This window comes from Neisseria mucosa (assembly GCF_013267835.1).
Classification (GTDB): domain Bacteria; phylum Pseudomonadota; class Gammaproteobacteria; order Burkholderiales; family Neisseriaceae; genus Neisseria.
On record NZ_CP053939.1, the window covers coordinates 2,092,089 to 2,106,486 of the forward strand.

Below are 14,398 nucleotides of genomic sequence, written 5' to 3' on the forward strand. Positions count from 1 at the left end.
CCACACAGAAAGTCCCCAAACATGTACCAATCTTTCGGCGGCGCAACCGGCATCCGCACCCTGACCGACCGTTTCTACGACTTGATGGAACTCGAGCCGCAATACCAAGCCTTACGCCAAATGCACGGCGAAGACATGACCCTGATACGGGAAAAGCTCTACGAATTTTTTAGCGGCTGGCTTGGCGGACCGCAACTCTTTGTTGAAAAATACGGCCATCCCCAACTGCGTGCCCGCCATATGCCTTTTGCCGTCAACGTACAAGTCCGCAACGAATGGATGGCTTGTTTTGCCCAAGCCATGAGCGAACTGGACATCGACAAAACACTTGCCGAGTCGGTTTTAATCCAAGTTTTTGCGATGGCAGATTGGTGTCGTAACCAAAACGAAGACGGTATCGAACCGCCCATGCCGCCGATGGCGGTCGATCCTTGGGTACGCGCACCGGAATTGCAGCAGATTTTGAGTAGCTATGGTGTGAATAGCTTTTTTAAGGAATTCACTAGTTAAGGCCGTCTGAAACTTCTTGGATAAAACAGAAACAATAATTTAAAAGTAAAAGTAATAGGTTTTAAAATGAATAAGTTCTTTAAAAGAATAATGTTGGGCATGATTGCCTTGAGTTTCAGCCAACTAGTGTGGGCGGATAATGTCCCTAATTTTCAGGAAACCTTGCGGGCGGCAGAACAAGGAGTTGTTGCTGCCCAATACAATCTTGGTCAGATGTATCGTAACGGACAAGGTGTCCGTAAAGACTATGCTGAAGCGGTCAAATGGTATCGCAAGGCAGCAGAACAAGGGTATGCTCAAGCTCAATATAATTTGGGTGTGATGTACGACAATGGGCGAGGAGTTCGTCAGGACTATATACAGGCAGTGCAGTGGTATCGCAAGGCGGCAGAACAAGGATTGGCCGATGCCCAATATAATTTGGGTATGATGTATGCCAATGGGCAAGGAGTTCGTCAAGACTATGCAGAGGCAGTGCGATGGTTTCGCAAAACGGCAGAGCAAGGGCTTGCAAAAGCCCAATATAATCTAGGCCTATCCTATGCACAAGGACAAGGTGTGAGCCAAGACTATGTTCAGGCGGTGAGATGGTATCGCAAGGCTGCGGAACAGGGACATGCAGATGCGCAAAATAATTTGGGTGTGATGTATGATAATGGAAAAGGAGTTCGTCAAGACTATACAAATGCGGTGCAGTGGTATCGCAAGGCTGCGGAACAGGGACATGCAGGTGCTCAAATTAATTTGGGTATGATGTATGAAAAAGGGCAAGGCGTGCACCAAAACTATGCAAAGGCAGTGGAGTGGTATCACAAGGCGGCTGAACAAGGACATGCCCAAGCTCAAAATAATTTGGGTGTGATGTACGACAATGGGCAAGGAGTTCGTCAGGACTATGCACAGGCGGTGCAATGGTATCTCAAGGCAGCAGAGCAGGGGTATGCAGATGCTCAATATAATTTGGGTTTGATGTATGAAAAAGGGCAAGGTGTACGTCAAAGTAAAATAGTTGCTAAAGAATGGTTTAAGAAGGCTTGTGCTAATGGAGACAAGCAAAGTTGTGATGTTTATCGCCAATTGGATTAGGCAGGGTATTGAATTTTGCTAAGGGCCGTCTGAAAAAACTAGGATAAAACAGAAACAATAATTTGAATGTAATGGATTTTAAAATGAATAAATTATTAAAAAAAATGATGGTAGCCTTGCTGGTTTTCGGTATAGGACAAACAGTGTATGCGGAAGAGGTTCCTGACGTTCAGAAAATTTTGTGGGTGGCGGAACAAGGTTATGTTCCTGCTCAATATATTTTGGGTGTAATGTATGCTGATGGACAAGGCGTGCGCCAAGACTATGCTGAAGCGGTCAAGTGGTATCGTAAAGCAGCGAAACAGGGAGATACCCGAGCACAATCTAATTTGGGGTTGATGTATGTCAACGGAAAAGGTGTGCGCCAGGATTATGCAGAGGCAGTGCGGTGGTTTCGCAAGGCAGCAGAACAAGGGGATGCAGCTGCCCAATCCAATTTGGGTGTAATGTATGTCAACGGACAAGGCGTACATCAAGACTATGCTGAAGCGGCGAAATGGTTCCATAAAGCAGCGGAACAAGGAAGTGCTGAAGCCCAACTTAATTTAGGTGTGATGTATGCTAATGGGCAAGGTATGATCCAAGACTATGTCGAAGCGGCAAAATGGTATAGAAAAGCGGCAGAACAGGGTGATGCTCAAGCCCAATATAATTTAGGTGTGATGTATACCGACGGACAAGGTGTACGCCAAGACTATGTCGAAGCGGTTAAATGGTATCGTAAAGCTACAAAGCAGGGTGATGTCAAAGCCCAATATAATTTAGGTGTGATGTATGCCAATGGACAAGGAGTCCGTCAAAACTATGTGCAGGCAGTGAAGTGGATTGAAAAGGCAGCAATGCAAGGTCATGTCAAAGCCCAATACAATGTGGGTGCAATGTATGCTAATGGACAAGGTGTCCGCCAAAATCTAAGAGTTGCCAAAGCGTGGCTCGGTATGGCATGTAATAACGGTAATCGGCTAGGATGTGACGGTTACCGTCGTTTAGAATCGGGTTATTGAGCGGTTTATGAAATGCCGTCTGAAAAAACTAGGACAAAACCAAAATGACTTTTCAAAATAAAAAAATCCTCGTCGCCGGGCTTGGCGGCACGGGTATTTCCATGATTGCCTATCTGCGCAAAAACGGCGCGGAGGTGGCTGCTTATGATGCGGAGTTAAAACCGGAGCGCGTGTCGCAAATTGGTAAGATATTTGACGGGCTGGTGTTTTATACGGGCCGTCTAAAAGATGCGCTCTCCAACGGTTTCGATATTTTGGCGCTCAGCCCCGGCATCAGCGAGCGGCAGCCGGATATCGAGGCGTTCAAGCAAAACGGCGGGCGTGTGTTGGGCGATATCGAATTGTTGGCAGATGTTGTGAACCGCCGCGGCGACAAGGTGATTGCGATTACCGGCAGCAACGGCAAAACGACGGTAACGAGCCTGGTCGGCTATCTCTGCATCAAGTGTGGTCTGGATACCGTTATCGCGGGCAATATCGGTACGCCGGTTTTGGAGGCGGAATTGCAGCGTGAAGGCAAGAAGGCTGACGTGTGGGTGTTGGAGCTTTCCAGCTTCCAACTGGAAAACACTGAAAGCCTGCGCCCGACTGCGGCGACGGTGCTGAACATCTCCGAAGACCATCTCGACCGCTACGACGACTTGCTCGACTATGCGCATACCAAGGACAAGATTTTCCGTGGCGATGGCGTACAGGTTTTGAATGCGGATGATGCGTTCTGCCGTGCGATGAAGCGTGCCGGGCGCGAGGTGAAATGGTTTTCGTTGGAACACGAAGCCGATTTTTGGTTGGAACGCGAGACAGGCCGCCTGAAACAAGGCAATGAAGATTTGATTTCTACGCAAGATATCCCGCTGCAAGGCTTGCACAACGCCGCCAACGTTATGGCTGCCGTGGCTTTGTGCGAGGCTATCGGTTTGCCGCGCGAAGCATTGCTCGAACACGTTAAAACCTTCCAAGGCTTGCCGCACCGCGTGGAAAAAATCGGCGAGAAAAACGGCGTGGTATTCATCGACGACAGCAAAGGCACAAACGTCGGCGCAACCGCCGCCGCGATTGCCGGTTTGCAAAATCCGCTCTTCGTGATTTTGGGCGGCATGGGCAAAGGGCAGGACTTCACGCCATTGCGCGATGCGCTTGCCGGCAAGGCAAAAGGCGTGTTCTTGATCGGCGTCGATGCGCCGCAAATCCGCCGCGATTTGGACGGCTGCGGTCTGAATATGACCGACTGCGCCACTTTGGAAGAAGCGGTTCAGACGGCATACGCCCAAGCCGAAGCGGGCGATATCGTGCTGCTCAGCCCCGCCTGCGCGAGCTTTGATATGTTCAAAGGCTATGCGCACCGTTCGGAAGTCTTTATCGAGGCGTTTAAGGCTTTGTAAGGTCGTCTGAAACATGAAAAGAGGGTTGGTTTTACCGTAAACCTTGAGCACTATTGGCAAAAAGGTCGTCTGCAAACGTCAAGGCAGTTTCAGACGACCTTTTTGCAGCAACGGTAAACTTGTTCCTTGCCTTTATCCGGTGTTACTGTTTCTTAAAATTTGCCTATGCGGGCAAACAGCGAGGCAGCGGGCAGCTATGCCTGACCGACAAAACGTGTGTTTATCAATCCGAAAGGAAAACCCATGAATTTTCAAGACTACATCCGTTACGATGCCGTCGGTTTGGCAGAGCTGATCCGTAAAAAAGAAGTCTCCGCCGATGAAGTGTTGCAGGCTGCTTTAAACCGCTTGGACGAAGTCAATCCCAAGCTCAATCTGTTGGCGCACGATTTGCGCGAACGCGCGGCGGCGTGGCAGGGGTCTTCTGAAAATGCCGATACGCCGCTGGCGGGCGTACCGTTTTTGCTCAAAGACTTGCTGGCGGATTGGGAAGGCGCGCCGACATGGTCGGGTTCGCGTATGATGCAGTATTACATTGCCAAACAAAACAGCGATTTGACCCAAGCCTATCTCGATGCGGGGCTGCGCGTGTTCGGCAAAACCACTACGCCCGAATGGGGCGCGTATCCCGTTACCGAAACCGAAATTTACGGCATCACGCGCAATCCGTGGCATTTGGATTACACCGCGGGCGGCAGCAGCGGAGGCGCGGCGGTGGCAGTGGCTTCGGGCGTCGTACCCGCAGCGCACGGCAGCGACGGTGGCGGCTCCATTCGCTTACCCGCGCACAACTGCGGCGTGTTCGGGCTGAAACCCACGCGCGGCCGCAGCAGTTACGCGCCGAACGCATCGGAGGCATGGCAAGGTTTGGTATGCGACCATGTGTTGACCCGCAGCGTGCGCGACAGCGCGGTTTTGCTGGACATCGCCGCCCAAACCCAAGCCCGCGCCTTGTATGCCTGCCCGCCGCCGCCCGAAAACGGTTTTGCAGACAGCCTGAAACTAGAAACAGGTCGTCTGAAAATCGCTTTTTGGAAACAGACATGGTTTGGCGGCGGTAACGACGAAGGAACGGAAGCCGCGTTCGCCCATAGTCTGAAACTGATGCAAGACGCGGGACACGAATTGGAAGAAGCCACGCCCGATTTTGCGCCACCCGAACAGCTCAACCGAGCCGCCCGCATCATCGTCATGGGCGAAACGGCAAAACTGTTCTACCAATATCAATACGAAACCGGGCAAAAACTGCCGCACCGCCTGCTTGAGCCGACAACGTGGGCAATGATTGTGCAGGGTCGGCAAATCAGCGCGGGCGAAATGGCATGGGCGCGCGACGTGATGCTGGCGCAGGAACGTGCCGCCACAGCATTTTTCACGCGCTACGACGTGTTGATGACGCCCGTCTGCCCGCGCACCACGCCGAAAATCGGCGAGATGATGCCGCCGCCCGCCGCACAAAAAGCCATGCGCCTGCTGTTTGGCACGCTGCGCTTGGGTTTTCTGTTGAAAAACAACCCGTTTTTAGAAAAAGAAGCCGCCGCCGCGCTGCAATACGTCGGTTATACGTCGCCGCTGAACATGAGCGGCAACCCCGCCATGAGTGTGCCGCTTTACCGGCATAACGGGCTGCCTGTCGGTACCCAGTTCGCCGCTGCACTCGGGCGCGAAGACACGCTGCTTAGCCTCGCCGCGCAGTTGGAACAGATACAGCCGTGGGCGGAAATACCGCAGGTGGTTTAGGGTTTGCATTGGATACAAAACGGTCTGTTTGCCTGAGGAAAAGATTTATAGAAGGTCGTCTGAAAACATAAAAACGTTTTCAGACGGCCTTTTGCCGGTATCAAAGGGTAGGGGAGGGCGCAAAGAACGTCGGAATCAGGCATCTTTAAAGATTCTGAATTGTTGGTTTGGAAATAAACCTTTAAAATAACGTTAATTCATTTTTTCAGACGGCCTCTTGCCCATTAGCAGGCCGTCTGAATATTTTATTCAAGCCGTTACGGATGTTTTCATGATTAGTCTTTCCAAAATGCTTGACCGGCCGATTGCGCGCGATGGTCGGAAGTTTGATGTTTCTCTCTTGTGGATGGTCGTTTTGATGACGACCTTCAGCTTGGTAATGATTTATTCGGCCTCTATTGCGTATGCGGCATCGGATGGGGGCAGCCAGTTTTCTTTTGTGTCCAAACAGGCAATGTTTATCCTGTTTACGGTGGCCATGTGCTTGCCGCTTTTCCTGTTGAAGATGAGCTTTTGGCGGCGGATTATTCCGTTTTATTTTGTCGTTTCCGGTTTGCTGTTGTTGCTGGTTTTGTTTGTCGGCCGTGAGATTAACGGCGCGACGCGCTGGATTCATATCGGACCGCTCAACTTGCAGCCAACCGAGTTTTTCAAATTGGCAACGGTTTTGTATTTGTCCAGCCTGTTTACGCGCCGTGAAGAAATGTTGCGCGATTTGGATTCTTTGGGTTGGTCGTCTTTGTTTACCGGTATTGGCGATTTAGTGTGCAGCCCTTTTAAAAGTGAAGCTTGGGTAAGGGTGAAGGAACGCTTCCGTAAATTTAAAACCCTGATTCTGCCGATTATGTCGGTGGCGGTCGGTTTGGTTTTGATTATGGGCCAGCCGGATTTCGGCTCGTTTGTCGTGATTGTCGTGATTACCATGGGTATGCTGTTTTTGGCAGGCTTTCCGTGGAAGTACTTTGCCGTATTGGTGGCGACCGTTGTGAGCGGAATGGGTTTGCTGATTTTGGCCGCGCCTTACCGTATGGCGCGTGTGGCGGCGTTTTTGGACCCGTGGAGCGATCCTTTGGGCAAAGGCTATCAGCTGACGCATTCTTTGATGGCGATTGCGCGCGGTGGCTGGTTTGGCGAGGGCTTGGGCGCAAGTTTGGAAAAACGTTTCTATCTGCCTGAAGCGCACACGGACTTTATTTTTGCCGTCATCGGCGAAGAATTCGGCTTTTTAGGGATGCTGGTTTTGGTGTTCTGCTACGGCTGGCTGGTGTGGCGCGCGTTTTCCATCGGCAAACAGGCGCGTGATTCGGGCTTGATGTTCAGCGCGTACATCGCCAACGGCATCGGTATTTGGATTGGTATTCAAAGTTTCTTCAATATCGGTGTAAACATCGGTATCCTGCCCACTAAAGGCCTGACTTTGCCGTTTATGTCTTATGGCGGTTCGGCTGTCTTTATCATGCTGGTGTGCGTTACTTTGTTATTGCGCATTGATTATGAAAACCGCCAAAAAATGCGCGGTTATTCAGTGGAGTAAAACCATGAGCGGTAAAACTTTTATGCTGATGGCCGGCGGTACGGGCGGTCATATTTTCCCTGCATTGGCGGTTGCCGAGTCGCTGCAAAAGCGCGGCCATCATGTGATTTGGCTGGGCAGTAAAGATTCGATGGAAGAGCGCATCGTGCCGCAATACGGCATACGCTTGGAAACGCTGGCCATTAAAGGCATCCGCGGCAACGGCATCAAGCGCAAGCTGATGTTGCCGTTTACGCTGTATAAAACCGTCCGCGAGGCGCAGCAGATTATTAAGAAACACCGTGTCGAGTGCGTTATCGGTTTTGGCGGTTTCGTTACTTTCCCCGGCGGCGTGGCGGCAAAAATTTCCGGGGTGCCGATTGTGATTCACGAGCAAAACGCCGTAGCCGGTTTGTCCAACCGCCAACTGTCGCGTTGGGCAAAACGTGTTCTGTATGCTTTCCCCAAAGCCTTTCAACATGAAGGCGGATTGGTGGGTAACCCTGTCCGTGCCGATATTGCGGCATTGCCTGTTCCCGAAGAACGCTTTGAAAACCGTCAAGGCCGTCTGAAAGTTTTGGTGGTGGGCGGCAGTTTGGGTGCGGATGTGTTGAATAAAACCGTTCCGCAAGCTTTGGCATTGTTGCCTGAAGCGGCCCGTCCGCAGATGTATCATCAGTCCGGCCGCAATAAATTGGGCAACCTGCAGGCGGATTACGATGCGTTGGGTGTGCAAGCCGAGTGCGTGGAGTTTATTACCGATATGGTATCCGCCTACCGTGATGCCGATTTGGTAATTTGCCGTGCCGGCGCGCTGACGATTGCCGAGCTGACGGCTGCGGGTTTGGGGGCGCTACTGGTGCCGTATCCGCACGCGGTGGACGACCACCAAACAGCCAATGCGCGTTTTATGGTGCAGGCTGAAGCCGGTTTGCTGCTGCCGCAAACTCAACTGACGGCAGAAAAACTGGCCGAAATCCTCGGCGGATTAAACCGTGAAAAATGCCTGAAATGGGCGAAAAATGCCCGTACCTTGGCGTTGCCGCACAGTGCGGACGATGTGGCGGAAATTGCCATATCCTGTACCGAATAAGCAGGCAGACTTTGTTCAAGGCCGTCTGAAAAGTTGATTAACGGCGTTTCAGACAGCCTTTATTGCTTTTGTTAAAATTCCTTTACAATAAAAGCATAGCGCAGAAGCGGATAGCCCTTTAAAATAACGCCTTTACGCACTAAAAACCAACCGGAACGCAACATTATGATGAAAAATCGAGTCACCAACATCCATTTTGTCGGAATCGGCGGCGTCGGCATGAGCGGTATTGCCGAAGTTTTACACAATTTGGGCTTTAAAGTTTCCGGTTCGGATCAGGCGCGTAATGCCGTTACCGAGCATTTGAGCGCTCTCGGCATCCAAGTTTATCCCGGCCATACTGCCGAACACGTCAATGGTGCCGACGTGGTTGTTACCTCTACCGCCGTCAAAAAAGACAATCCCGAAGTCGTTGCTGCGTTGGAACAGCAGATTCCCGTGATTCCGCGTGCACTGATGTTGGCAGAATTGATGCGCTTCCGCGATGGTATCGCCATTGCCGGTACGCACGGCAAAACCACAACCACCAGCCTGACTGCTTCTATTCTCGGCGCTGCAGGACTCGACCCGACTTTCGTTATCGGCGGCAAGCTCAACGCCGCGGGTACCAACGCCCGTTTGGGTAAAGGCGAATACATTGTTGCCGAAGCCGACGAATCCGATGCTTCTTTCCTGTATCTGACGCCGATTATGTCCGTCGTAACCAATATCGACGAAGACCATATGGACACTTACGGACACAGCGTTGAGAAACTGCATCAGGCGTTTGTCGACTTCATTCACCGTATGCCGTTTTACGGCAAAGCCTTTTTGTGTATCGACAGCGAACACGTCCGCGCGATTTTGCCGAAAATCAGCAAACCTTACGCCACTTACGGCTTGGACGATACTGCCGATATCTACGCGACCGATATTGAAAACGTCGGTGCGCAAATGAAATTTACCGTTCATGTTCAAATGAAAGGACATGAGCAAGAGCCGTTTGAAGTTGTTTTGAATATGCCCGGCCGCCACAACGTCCTCAATGCGTTGGCAGCTATCGGCGTTGCGCTGGAAGTTGGTGCATCGGTTGAAGCTATTCAAAAAGGCTTGCTCGGCTTTGAAGGTGTCGGCCGTCGTTTCCAAAAATATGGCGACATCAAATTGCCAAACGGCGGAGCCGCGCTGCTGGTGGATGATTATGGGCACCATCCTGTCGAAATGGCGGCAACTCTGGCCGCCGCACGCGGCGCATACCCTGAAAAACGCTTGGTCTTGGCTTTCCAACCGCACCGCTATACCCGCACGCGCGATTTGTTTGAAGACTTTACCAAAGTCCTCAATACTGTCGATGCGCTGGTGTTGACCGAAGTTTATGCCGCAGGCGAAGAGCCGATTGCTGCAGCCGATTCCCGCGCCTTGGCACGCGCCATCCGCGTATTGGGCAAACTTGAGCCGATTTACTGCGAAAACGTTGCCGATTTGCCGCAAATGCTGCTGAATGTTTTGCAAGACGGCGATGTTGTACTGAATATGGGTGCCGGCAGCATCAACCGCGTTCCGTCTGCATTGGTGGAATTGTCGAAACAATCATAATAAACAGGCATATTTGCCTTTGAGGACACATAGGTCGTCTGAACAATATTTCAGACGGCCTGTATCAGTATTTAAGAAAGTAGAAATTATGCAGAATTTTGGCAAAGTGGCCGTGTTGATGGGCGGCTTCTCCAGCGAGCGCGAAGTTTCTCTAGACAGCGGCGCCGCTATTTTGGCTGCCTTGAAAAGCAAAGGCGTGGATGCCCATGCGTTCGACCCCAAAGAAACCCCGTTGTCTGAATTAAAAACACAAGGTTTTCAGACGGCCTTCAATATTTTGCACGGCACTTTCGGCGAAGATGGCGCGATTCAAGGCGCATTGGAACTGATGGGTATTCCTTATACCGGCAGCGGTGTGGCCGCTTCCGCACTGGGTATGGACAAATACCGCTGCAAACTGATTTGGCAGGCCGTGGGTTTGCCTGTTCCTGAATTTGCCGTATTGCATGACGACAGCGACTTTGATGCCGTTGAAGAAAAATTGGGCCTGCCGATGTTTGTGAAACCCGCCGCGGAAGGCAGCAGCGTCGGTGTTGTAAAAGTCAAAGAAAAAGGCCGTCTGAAAAGCGTTTACGAAGAATTGAAACATTTGCAGGGCGAAATTATTGCCGAACGCTTTATCGGCGGTGGCGAGTATTCTTGCCCGGTATTGAACGGCAAAGGTCTGCCGAGCATTCATATTATTCCGGCTACCGAGTTTTACGATTACGAAGCCAAATACAACCGCGACGATACGGTTTATCAATGCCCGTCGGAAGATTTGAGCGAGGCAGAGGAAAACCTGATGCGTGAACTGGCCGTGCGTGGCGCGCAGGCGATTGGTGCGGACGGTTGTTCGCGCGTGGACTTTCTGAAAGATACGGACGGTAAGCTGTATCTTTTGGAAATCAATACCTTACCCGGTATGACCAGCCACAGTTTGGTGCCAAAATCTGCAGCCCATACCGGCGTAGATTTTGCTGATTTATGTATTGAGATTTTGAAGACCGCTCATGTGGGATGATGCAGGCGCACTGGGTCGGCTGACCCGCCGGCTATTGTTGCTGATGGCCTTTCTGCTGATAGGTTCGGGCATAGCTTGGCTTTACAATTCCAAATATTTCCCTGTGAAACAGATTGCCATTCAGGGCAAGCTGAAATATGCTTCCGGCAAAGAATTACAAACCGTTGCAAGAGAGCATATCAGAGGTAATATGTTCCGCGCCGATATTGATTCGGCGCAGGCCGCTTTTCAGGAGTTGCCTTGGATTGACTCGGCAATGGTGCGCCGCCGTTTTCCGGAAACCGTGGAAATTATCCTGACCGAGCGCGTGCCGGTTGCACACTGGCGCGCTGGCGGCTTGGTGGATAGTAAGGGTAATGTGTTTGCCGCAAGCCTGAAACAGGACCTGCCTATATTTGAAGGGCAGCAGGGGACAGGCAAAGACATGGTCAAACATTATGCGGACTTTTCCGGTATTTTGAGTCCGTTGAAACTGACCATTAAAGAATTGATCTACACGCCGCGTTCGGCATGGCTGCTTGTATTGAACAACGGCATTACCGTGCGTTTGGGGCGTGAAAACGAAATCAAACGTTTGCAGCAGTTTGCCCAGATTTGGCCGTCGTTGCTGCGTAAAAAACAAAGTCGTATCGAGTATATCGATATGCGTTATAAGGATGGTTTTTCAGTCCGTTACAGGCCGTCTGAAAATCCTTCCGACAGTGAATAGCCGATTAGACGTGAAGCAATCTTGTTTCAAAAATAATCAAACCGTCAGTCAGACAACATAGCGAACGAGCAATTATGGAACAACAACAAAATAAATATATCAGTGCCTTAGACATTGGTACGTCCAAGGTCATCGCCTTAATCGGCGAGATTCGGGAAGATAATGAAATCCACATTGTCGGCTTGGGCCAAAGTCCTTCACGCGGCCTGCGTGCAGGTATGGTGACCAATATCGACGCTACCGCGCAAGCCATTCGTCAGGCGGTAGAAGATGCCGAGTTGATGGCAGATACCAAAATTTCCCACGTTGTTACCGGTATTGCCGGTAACCATATCCGCAGCCTGAATTCACAAGGCGTGGTCAAAATTAAAGATGGCGAAGTATCGCAAGCCGACATCGATCGTGCCATCGAAACGGCCAAAGCCATCAATATTCCGCCTGATCACAATATCTTACATACCGTGGTTCAAGAGTACATCATCGACAACCAACCCGGTGTGAAAGAGCCTATCGGCATGAGCGGCGTGCGTTTGGATACCCGTGTACACATCATTACTGGTGCGAACACTGCTTTGCAAAATATCCAAAAATGTATCCAACGCTGCGGCCTGCAAATGGATCAAATCATGCTTCAGCCTTTGGCGAGCGGTCACGCCGTTTTGACTGAAGACGAAAAAGATTTGGGTGTGTGCGTCATCGATATCGGTGGTGGTACAACCGACATCGCGGTTTATACCAATGGCGCCATCCGCCATACCGCGGTTATTCCCGTTGCCGGCGATTTGATTACCAAAGACTTGGCGCAAGCCCTGCGTACGCCGCACAGTGCAGCCGAGTACATCAAAATCCATTACGGTGCCGCCATTCCGACTATGGACGGCTTGGATGAAATGATTGAAGTTCCTAGTGTTGGTGACCGTCAATCACGTCAAATTTCACGCCGCGTATTGGCTGAAATCATCGGCCCGCGCGTAGAAGAGATTTTGGAATTGACGCTGAACGAATTGCGCCGTTCCGGCTTCCCTGAAGAAGTGCTGACTTCCGGTATCGTTTTGACCGGCGGTGCTTCTATGTTGACCGGTATTGTTGAGTTGGCGGAAGAAGTCTTTAATTTGCCGGCACGTATCGGTGTTCCACAAGAAATGGGCGGCGTATCCGAGCGTATCCGCAATCCACGCTATTCAACAGCAATTGGCCTGCTTCAGACGGCCTATGCTGCCGAAGAGGGTGAGCAAACCAGCCGAACCGGTGCGATTGCCCTGAATGATTCAGGTAAAAAAATGGGTCTGTGGGAAAAAATCCAAAGATTCTTCAGAGACAATTTCTGATAAAAGCGTTCAGGGCAGGCGGTGTAGAATCCGTTTGTCCTGAATATTTAAGTAGAATTAAACGGTTTTAAATAATTGCCAAGTGAATAATTTAAAACTTGTATATTTTCTGTTAAAAATTGTAGTAAAAATATAACGCCGACAGTCGGATGATAAGAAGATTTTTGCCAGTATCAGAATACTTCTTATATAATACGGATAATAAGTTATTTTTGAACCGTCCTTATAAAGCGGGGCGCGGAGGATTATTGAATGGAATTTGTTTACGACGTAGCAGAATCAGCAACAAGCCCTGCTGTTATTAAAGTTATCGGTTTGGGTGGCGGCGGCTGTAATGCCATCAACAACATGGTTGCCAACACTATTCATGGTGTTGAGTTCATCAGTGCCAATACCGATGCGCAATCATTGGCTAAGAATAATGCGGCTAAACGCATTCAATTGGGCACAAACCTGACTCGCGGTTTGGGCGCCGGTGCAAATCCTGAAATCGGCCGAGCCGCAGCCCAAGAAGATCGCGAAGCCATCGAAGATGCCATCCGCGGTGCAAACATGCTGTTCATCACTACCGGTATGGGTGGCGGTACAGGTACTGGCTCTGCTCCTGTTGTGGCTGAAATTGCTAAAGAAATGGGTATCCTGACCGTTGCGGTTGTAACCCGTCCGTTTGCTTACGAAGGCAAACGCGTACACATCGCTCAAGCAGGTTTGGATCAACTCAAAGAGCGCGTTGACTCCCTGATTATTATCCCGAACGATAAATTGATGACTGCCTTGGGCGAAGACGTAACCATGCGCGAAGCTTTCCGTGCGGCCGACAATGTATTGCGTGATGCGGTTGCCGGTATTTCCGAAGTGGTGACTTGCCCGAGTGACATGATCAACTTGGACTTCGCCGACGTGAAAACCGTGATGAGCAATCGCGGCATCGCCATGATGGGTTCAGGTTTCGCGCAAGGTATCGACCGTGCCCGTTTGGCTACCGATCAAGCTATCTCCAGCCCGCTCTTGGATAACGTTACTTTGGATGGCGCACGCGGTGTATTGGTAAACATTACCACTGCTCCTGGTTGCCTGAAAATGTCTGAATTCAACGAGATTATGCGTATCGTCAACCAAAATGCACACCCTGAAGTGGAATGCAAATTTGGTGCTGCCGAAGATGAGAGCATGAGCGAAGACGCTATCCGTATTACCATCATTGCTACCGGCTTGAAAGAAAACGGTACTGACAACCAACTGCGCGCTGCTGCCCGTACCCAACAATTGGTACGCGGTGCGGAAGAAGCGCCTCAAGCTCAAAGCCAAAGCAGTGCTGAAAGCCTGGTTCGTACCAACCGCAATATCCGTTCTATGAATCTGACTGCGGCTGATTTCAGCAACCAGTCTGTACTGGATGACTTTGAAATTCCAGCAATCTTGCGCCGTCAGCAACACACTCCTGAGAAATAATCA

The 14,398-nt window shown here is 50.6% G+C and carries 12 protein-coding genes; all 12 read left to right on the top strand.

The window, feature by feature from the left end:
* Nucleotides 1–21 precede the first annotated feature (21 nt).
* The 12 genes from FOC66_RS10050 (at nt 22) to ftsZ (ending at nt 14,395) form a co-directional block, all read left to right on the top strand.
* Nucleotides 22–510, top strand: a complete 489-nt coding sequence (locus FOC66_RS10050) for a group II truncated hemoglobin (RefSeq protein ID WP_003748284.1) — start codon at nt 22–24, stop codon at nt 508–510.
* A gap of 66 nt (nt 511–576) precedes the next feature.
* Nucleotides 577–1,596, top strand: coding sequence for an SEL1-like repeat protein (locus FOC66_RS10055; RefSeq protein ID WP_003748286.1), 1,020 nt, complete (start codon nt 577–579; stop codon nt 1,594–1,596).
* An 83-nt stretch (nt 1,597–1,679) separates the two neighbouring features.
* Nucleotides 1,680–2,600, top strand: coding sequence for an SEL1-like repeat protein (locus FOC66_RS10060; RefSeq protein ID WP_036493421.1), 921 nt, complete (start codon nt 1,680–1,682; stop codon nt 2,598–2,600).
* A gap of 44 nt (nt 2,601–2,644) precedes the next feature.
* The gene (gene murD, locus FOC66_RS10065) at nt 2,645–3,982 is read left to right on the top strand and encodes a UDP-N-acetylmuramoyl-L-alanine--D-glutamate ligase (protein WP_003748291.1); all 1,338 of its coding nucleotides are present in this window, start codon (nt 2,645–2,647) and stop codon (nt 3,980–3,982) included.
* Nucleotides 3,983–4,225: 243 nt separating this feature from the next.
* The gene (locus FOC66_RS10070; protein WP_172884825.1) at nt 4,226–5,722 is read left to right on the top strand and encodes an amidase; all 1,497 of its coding nucleotides are present in this window, start codon (nt 4,226–4,228) and stop codon (nt 5,720–5,722) included.
* 271 nt (nt 5,723–5,993) lie between these two features.
* Nucleotides 5,994–7,256, top strand: coding sequence for an FtsW/RodA/SpoVE family cell cycle protein (locus FOC66_RS10075; protein ID WP_003748295.1), 1,263 nt, complete (start codon nt 5,994–5,996; stop codon nt 7,254–7,256).
* 4 nt (nt 7,257–7,260) lie between these two features.
* Complete coding sequence (murG, locus tag FOC66_RS10080) at nt 7,261–8,328, top strand: undecaprenyldiphospho-muramoylpentapeptide beta-N-acetylglucosaminyltransferase (RefSeq protein ID WP_003748297.1); 1,068 nt, start codon at nt 7,261–7,263, stop codon at nt 8,326–8,328.
* Between the two features lie 165 nt (nt 8,329–8,493).
* Nucleotides 8,494–9,903, top strand: coding sequence for a UDP-N-acetylmuramate--L-alanine ligase (gene murC, locus FOC66_RS10085; protein ID WP_003748299.1), 1,410 nt, complete (start codon nt 8,494–8,496; stop codon nt 9,901–9,903).
* Nucleotides 9,904–9,991: 88 nt separating this feature from the next.
* A complete protein-coding gene (locus FOC66_RS10090) occupies nt 9,992–10,906 on the top strand; it encodes a D-alanine--D-alanine ligase (protein WP_003748301.1) in 915 nt (304 codons plus the stop codon).
* The gene (locus FOC66_RS10095; RefSeq protein WP_003748302.1) at nt 10,896–11,615 is read left to right on the top strand and encodes a cell division protein FtsQ/DivIB; all 720 of its coding nucleotides are present in this window, start codon (nt 10,896–10,898) and stop codon (nt 11,613–11,615) included. The genes FOC66_RS10090 and FOC66_RS10095 overlap by 11 nt, the downstream gene beginning before the upstream one ends.
* A gap of 74 nt (nt 11,616–11,689) precedes the next feature.
* Nucleotides 11,690–12,943, top strand: coding sequence for a cell division protein FtsA (ftsA, locus tag FOC66_RS10100; protein WP_003682483.1), 1,254 nt, complete (start codon nt 11,690–11,692; stop codon nt 12,941–12,943).
* Nucleotides 12,944–13,195: 252 nt separating this feature from the next.
* Complete coding sequence (gene ftsZ / locus FOC66_RS10105; RefSeq protein ID WP_003748303.1) at nt 13,196–14,395, top strand: cell division protein FtsZ; 1,200 nt, start codon at nt 13,196–13,198, stop codon at nt 14,393–14,395.
* Nucleotides 14,396–14,398 lie beyond the last annotated feature (3 nt).

Coding starts and splice junctions, on each gene's coding strand:
- FOC66_RS10050 (WP_003748284.1), top strand. CDS start 22: ATGTACCAATCTTTCGGCGGCGCAACCGGCATCCGCACCCTGACCGAC.
- FOC66_RS10055 (WP_003748286.1), top strand. CDS start 577: ATGAATAAGTTCTTTAAAAGAATAATGTTGGGCATGATTGCCTTGAGT.
- FOC66_RS10060 (WP_036493421.1), top strand. CDS start 1,680: ATGAATAAATTATTAAAAAAAATGATGGTAGCCTTGCTGGTTTTCGGT.
- murD (WP_003748291.1), top strand. CDS start 2,645: ATGACTTTTCAAAATAAAAAAATCCTCGTCGCCGGGCTTGGCGGCACG.
- FOC66_RS10070 (WP_172884825.1), top strand. CDS start 4,226: ATGAATTTTCAAGACTACATCCGTTACGATGCCGTCGGTTTGGCAGAG.
- FOC66_RS10075 (WP_003748295.1), top strand. CDS start 5,994: ATGATTAGTCTTTCCAAAATGCTTGACCGGCCGATTGCGCGCGATGGT.
- murG (WP_003748297.1), top strand. CDS start 7,261: ATGAGCGGTAAAACTTTTATGCTGATGGCCGGCGGTACGGGCGGTCAT.
- murC (WP_003748299.1), top strand. CDS start 8,494: ATGATGAAAAATCGAGTCACCAACATCCATTTTGTCGGAATCGGCGGC.
- FOC66_RS10090 (WP_003748301.1), top strand. CDS start 9,992: ATGCAGAATTTTGGCAAAGTGGCCGTGTTGATGGGCGGCTTCTCCAGC.
- FOC66_RS10095 (WP_003748302.1), top strand. CDS start 10,896: ATGTGGGATGATGCAGGCGCACTGGGTCGGCTGACCCGCCGGCTATTG.
- ftsA (WP_003682483.1), top strand. CDS start 11,690: ATGGAACAACAACAAAATAAATATATCAGTGCCTTAGACATTGGTACG.
- ftsZ (WP_003748303.1), top strand. CDS start 13,196: ATGGAATTTGTTTACGACGTAGCAGAATCAGCAACAAGCCCTGCTGTT.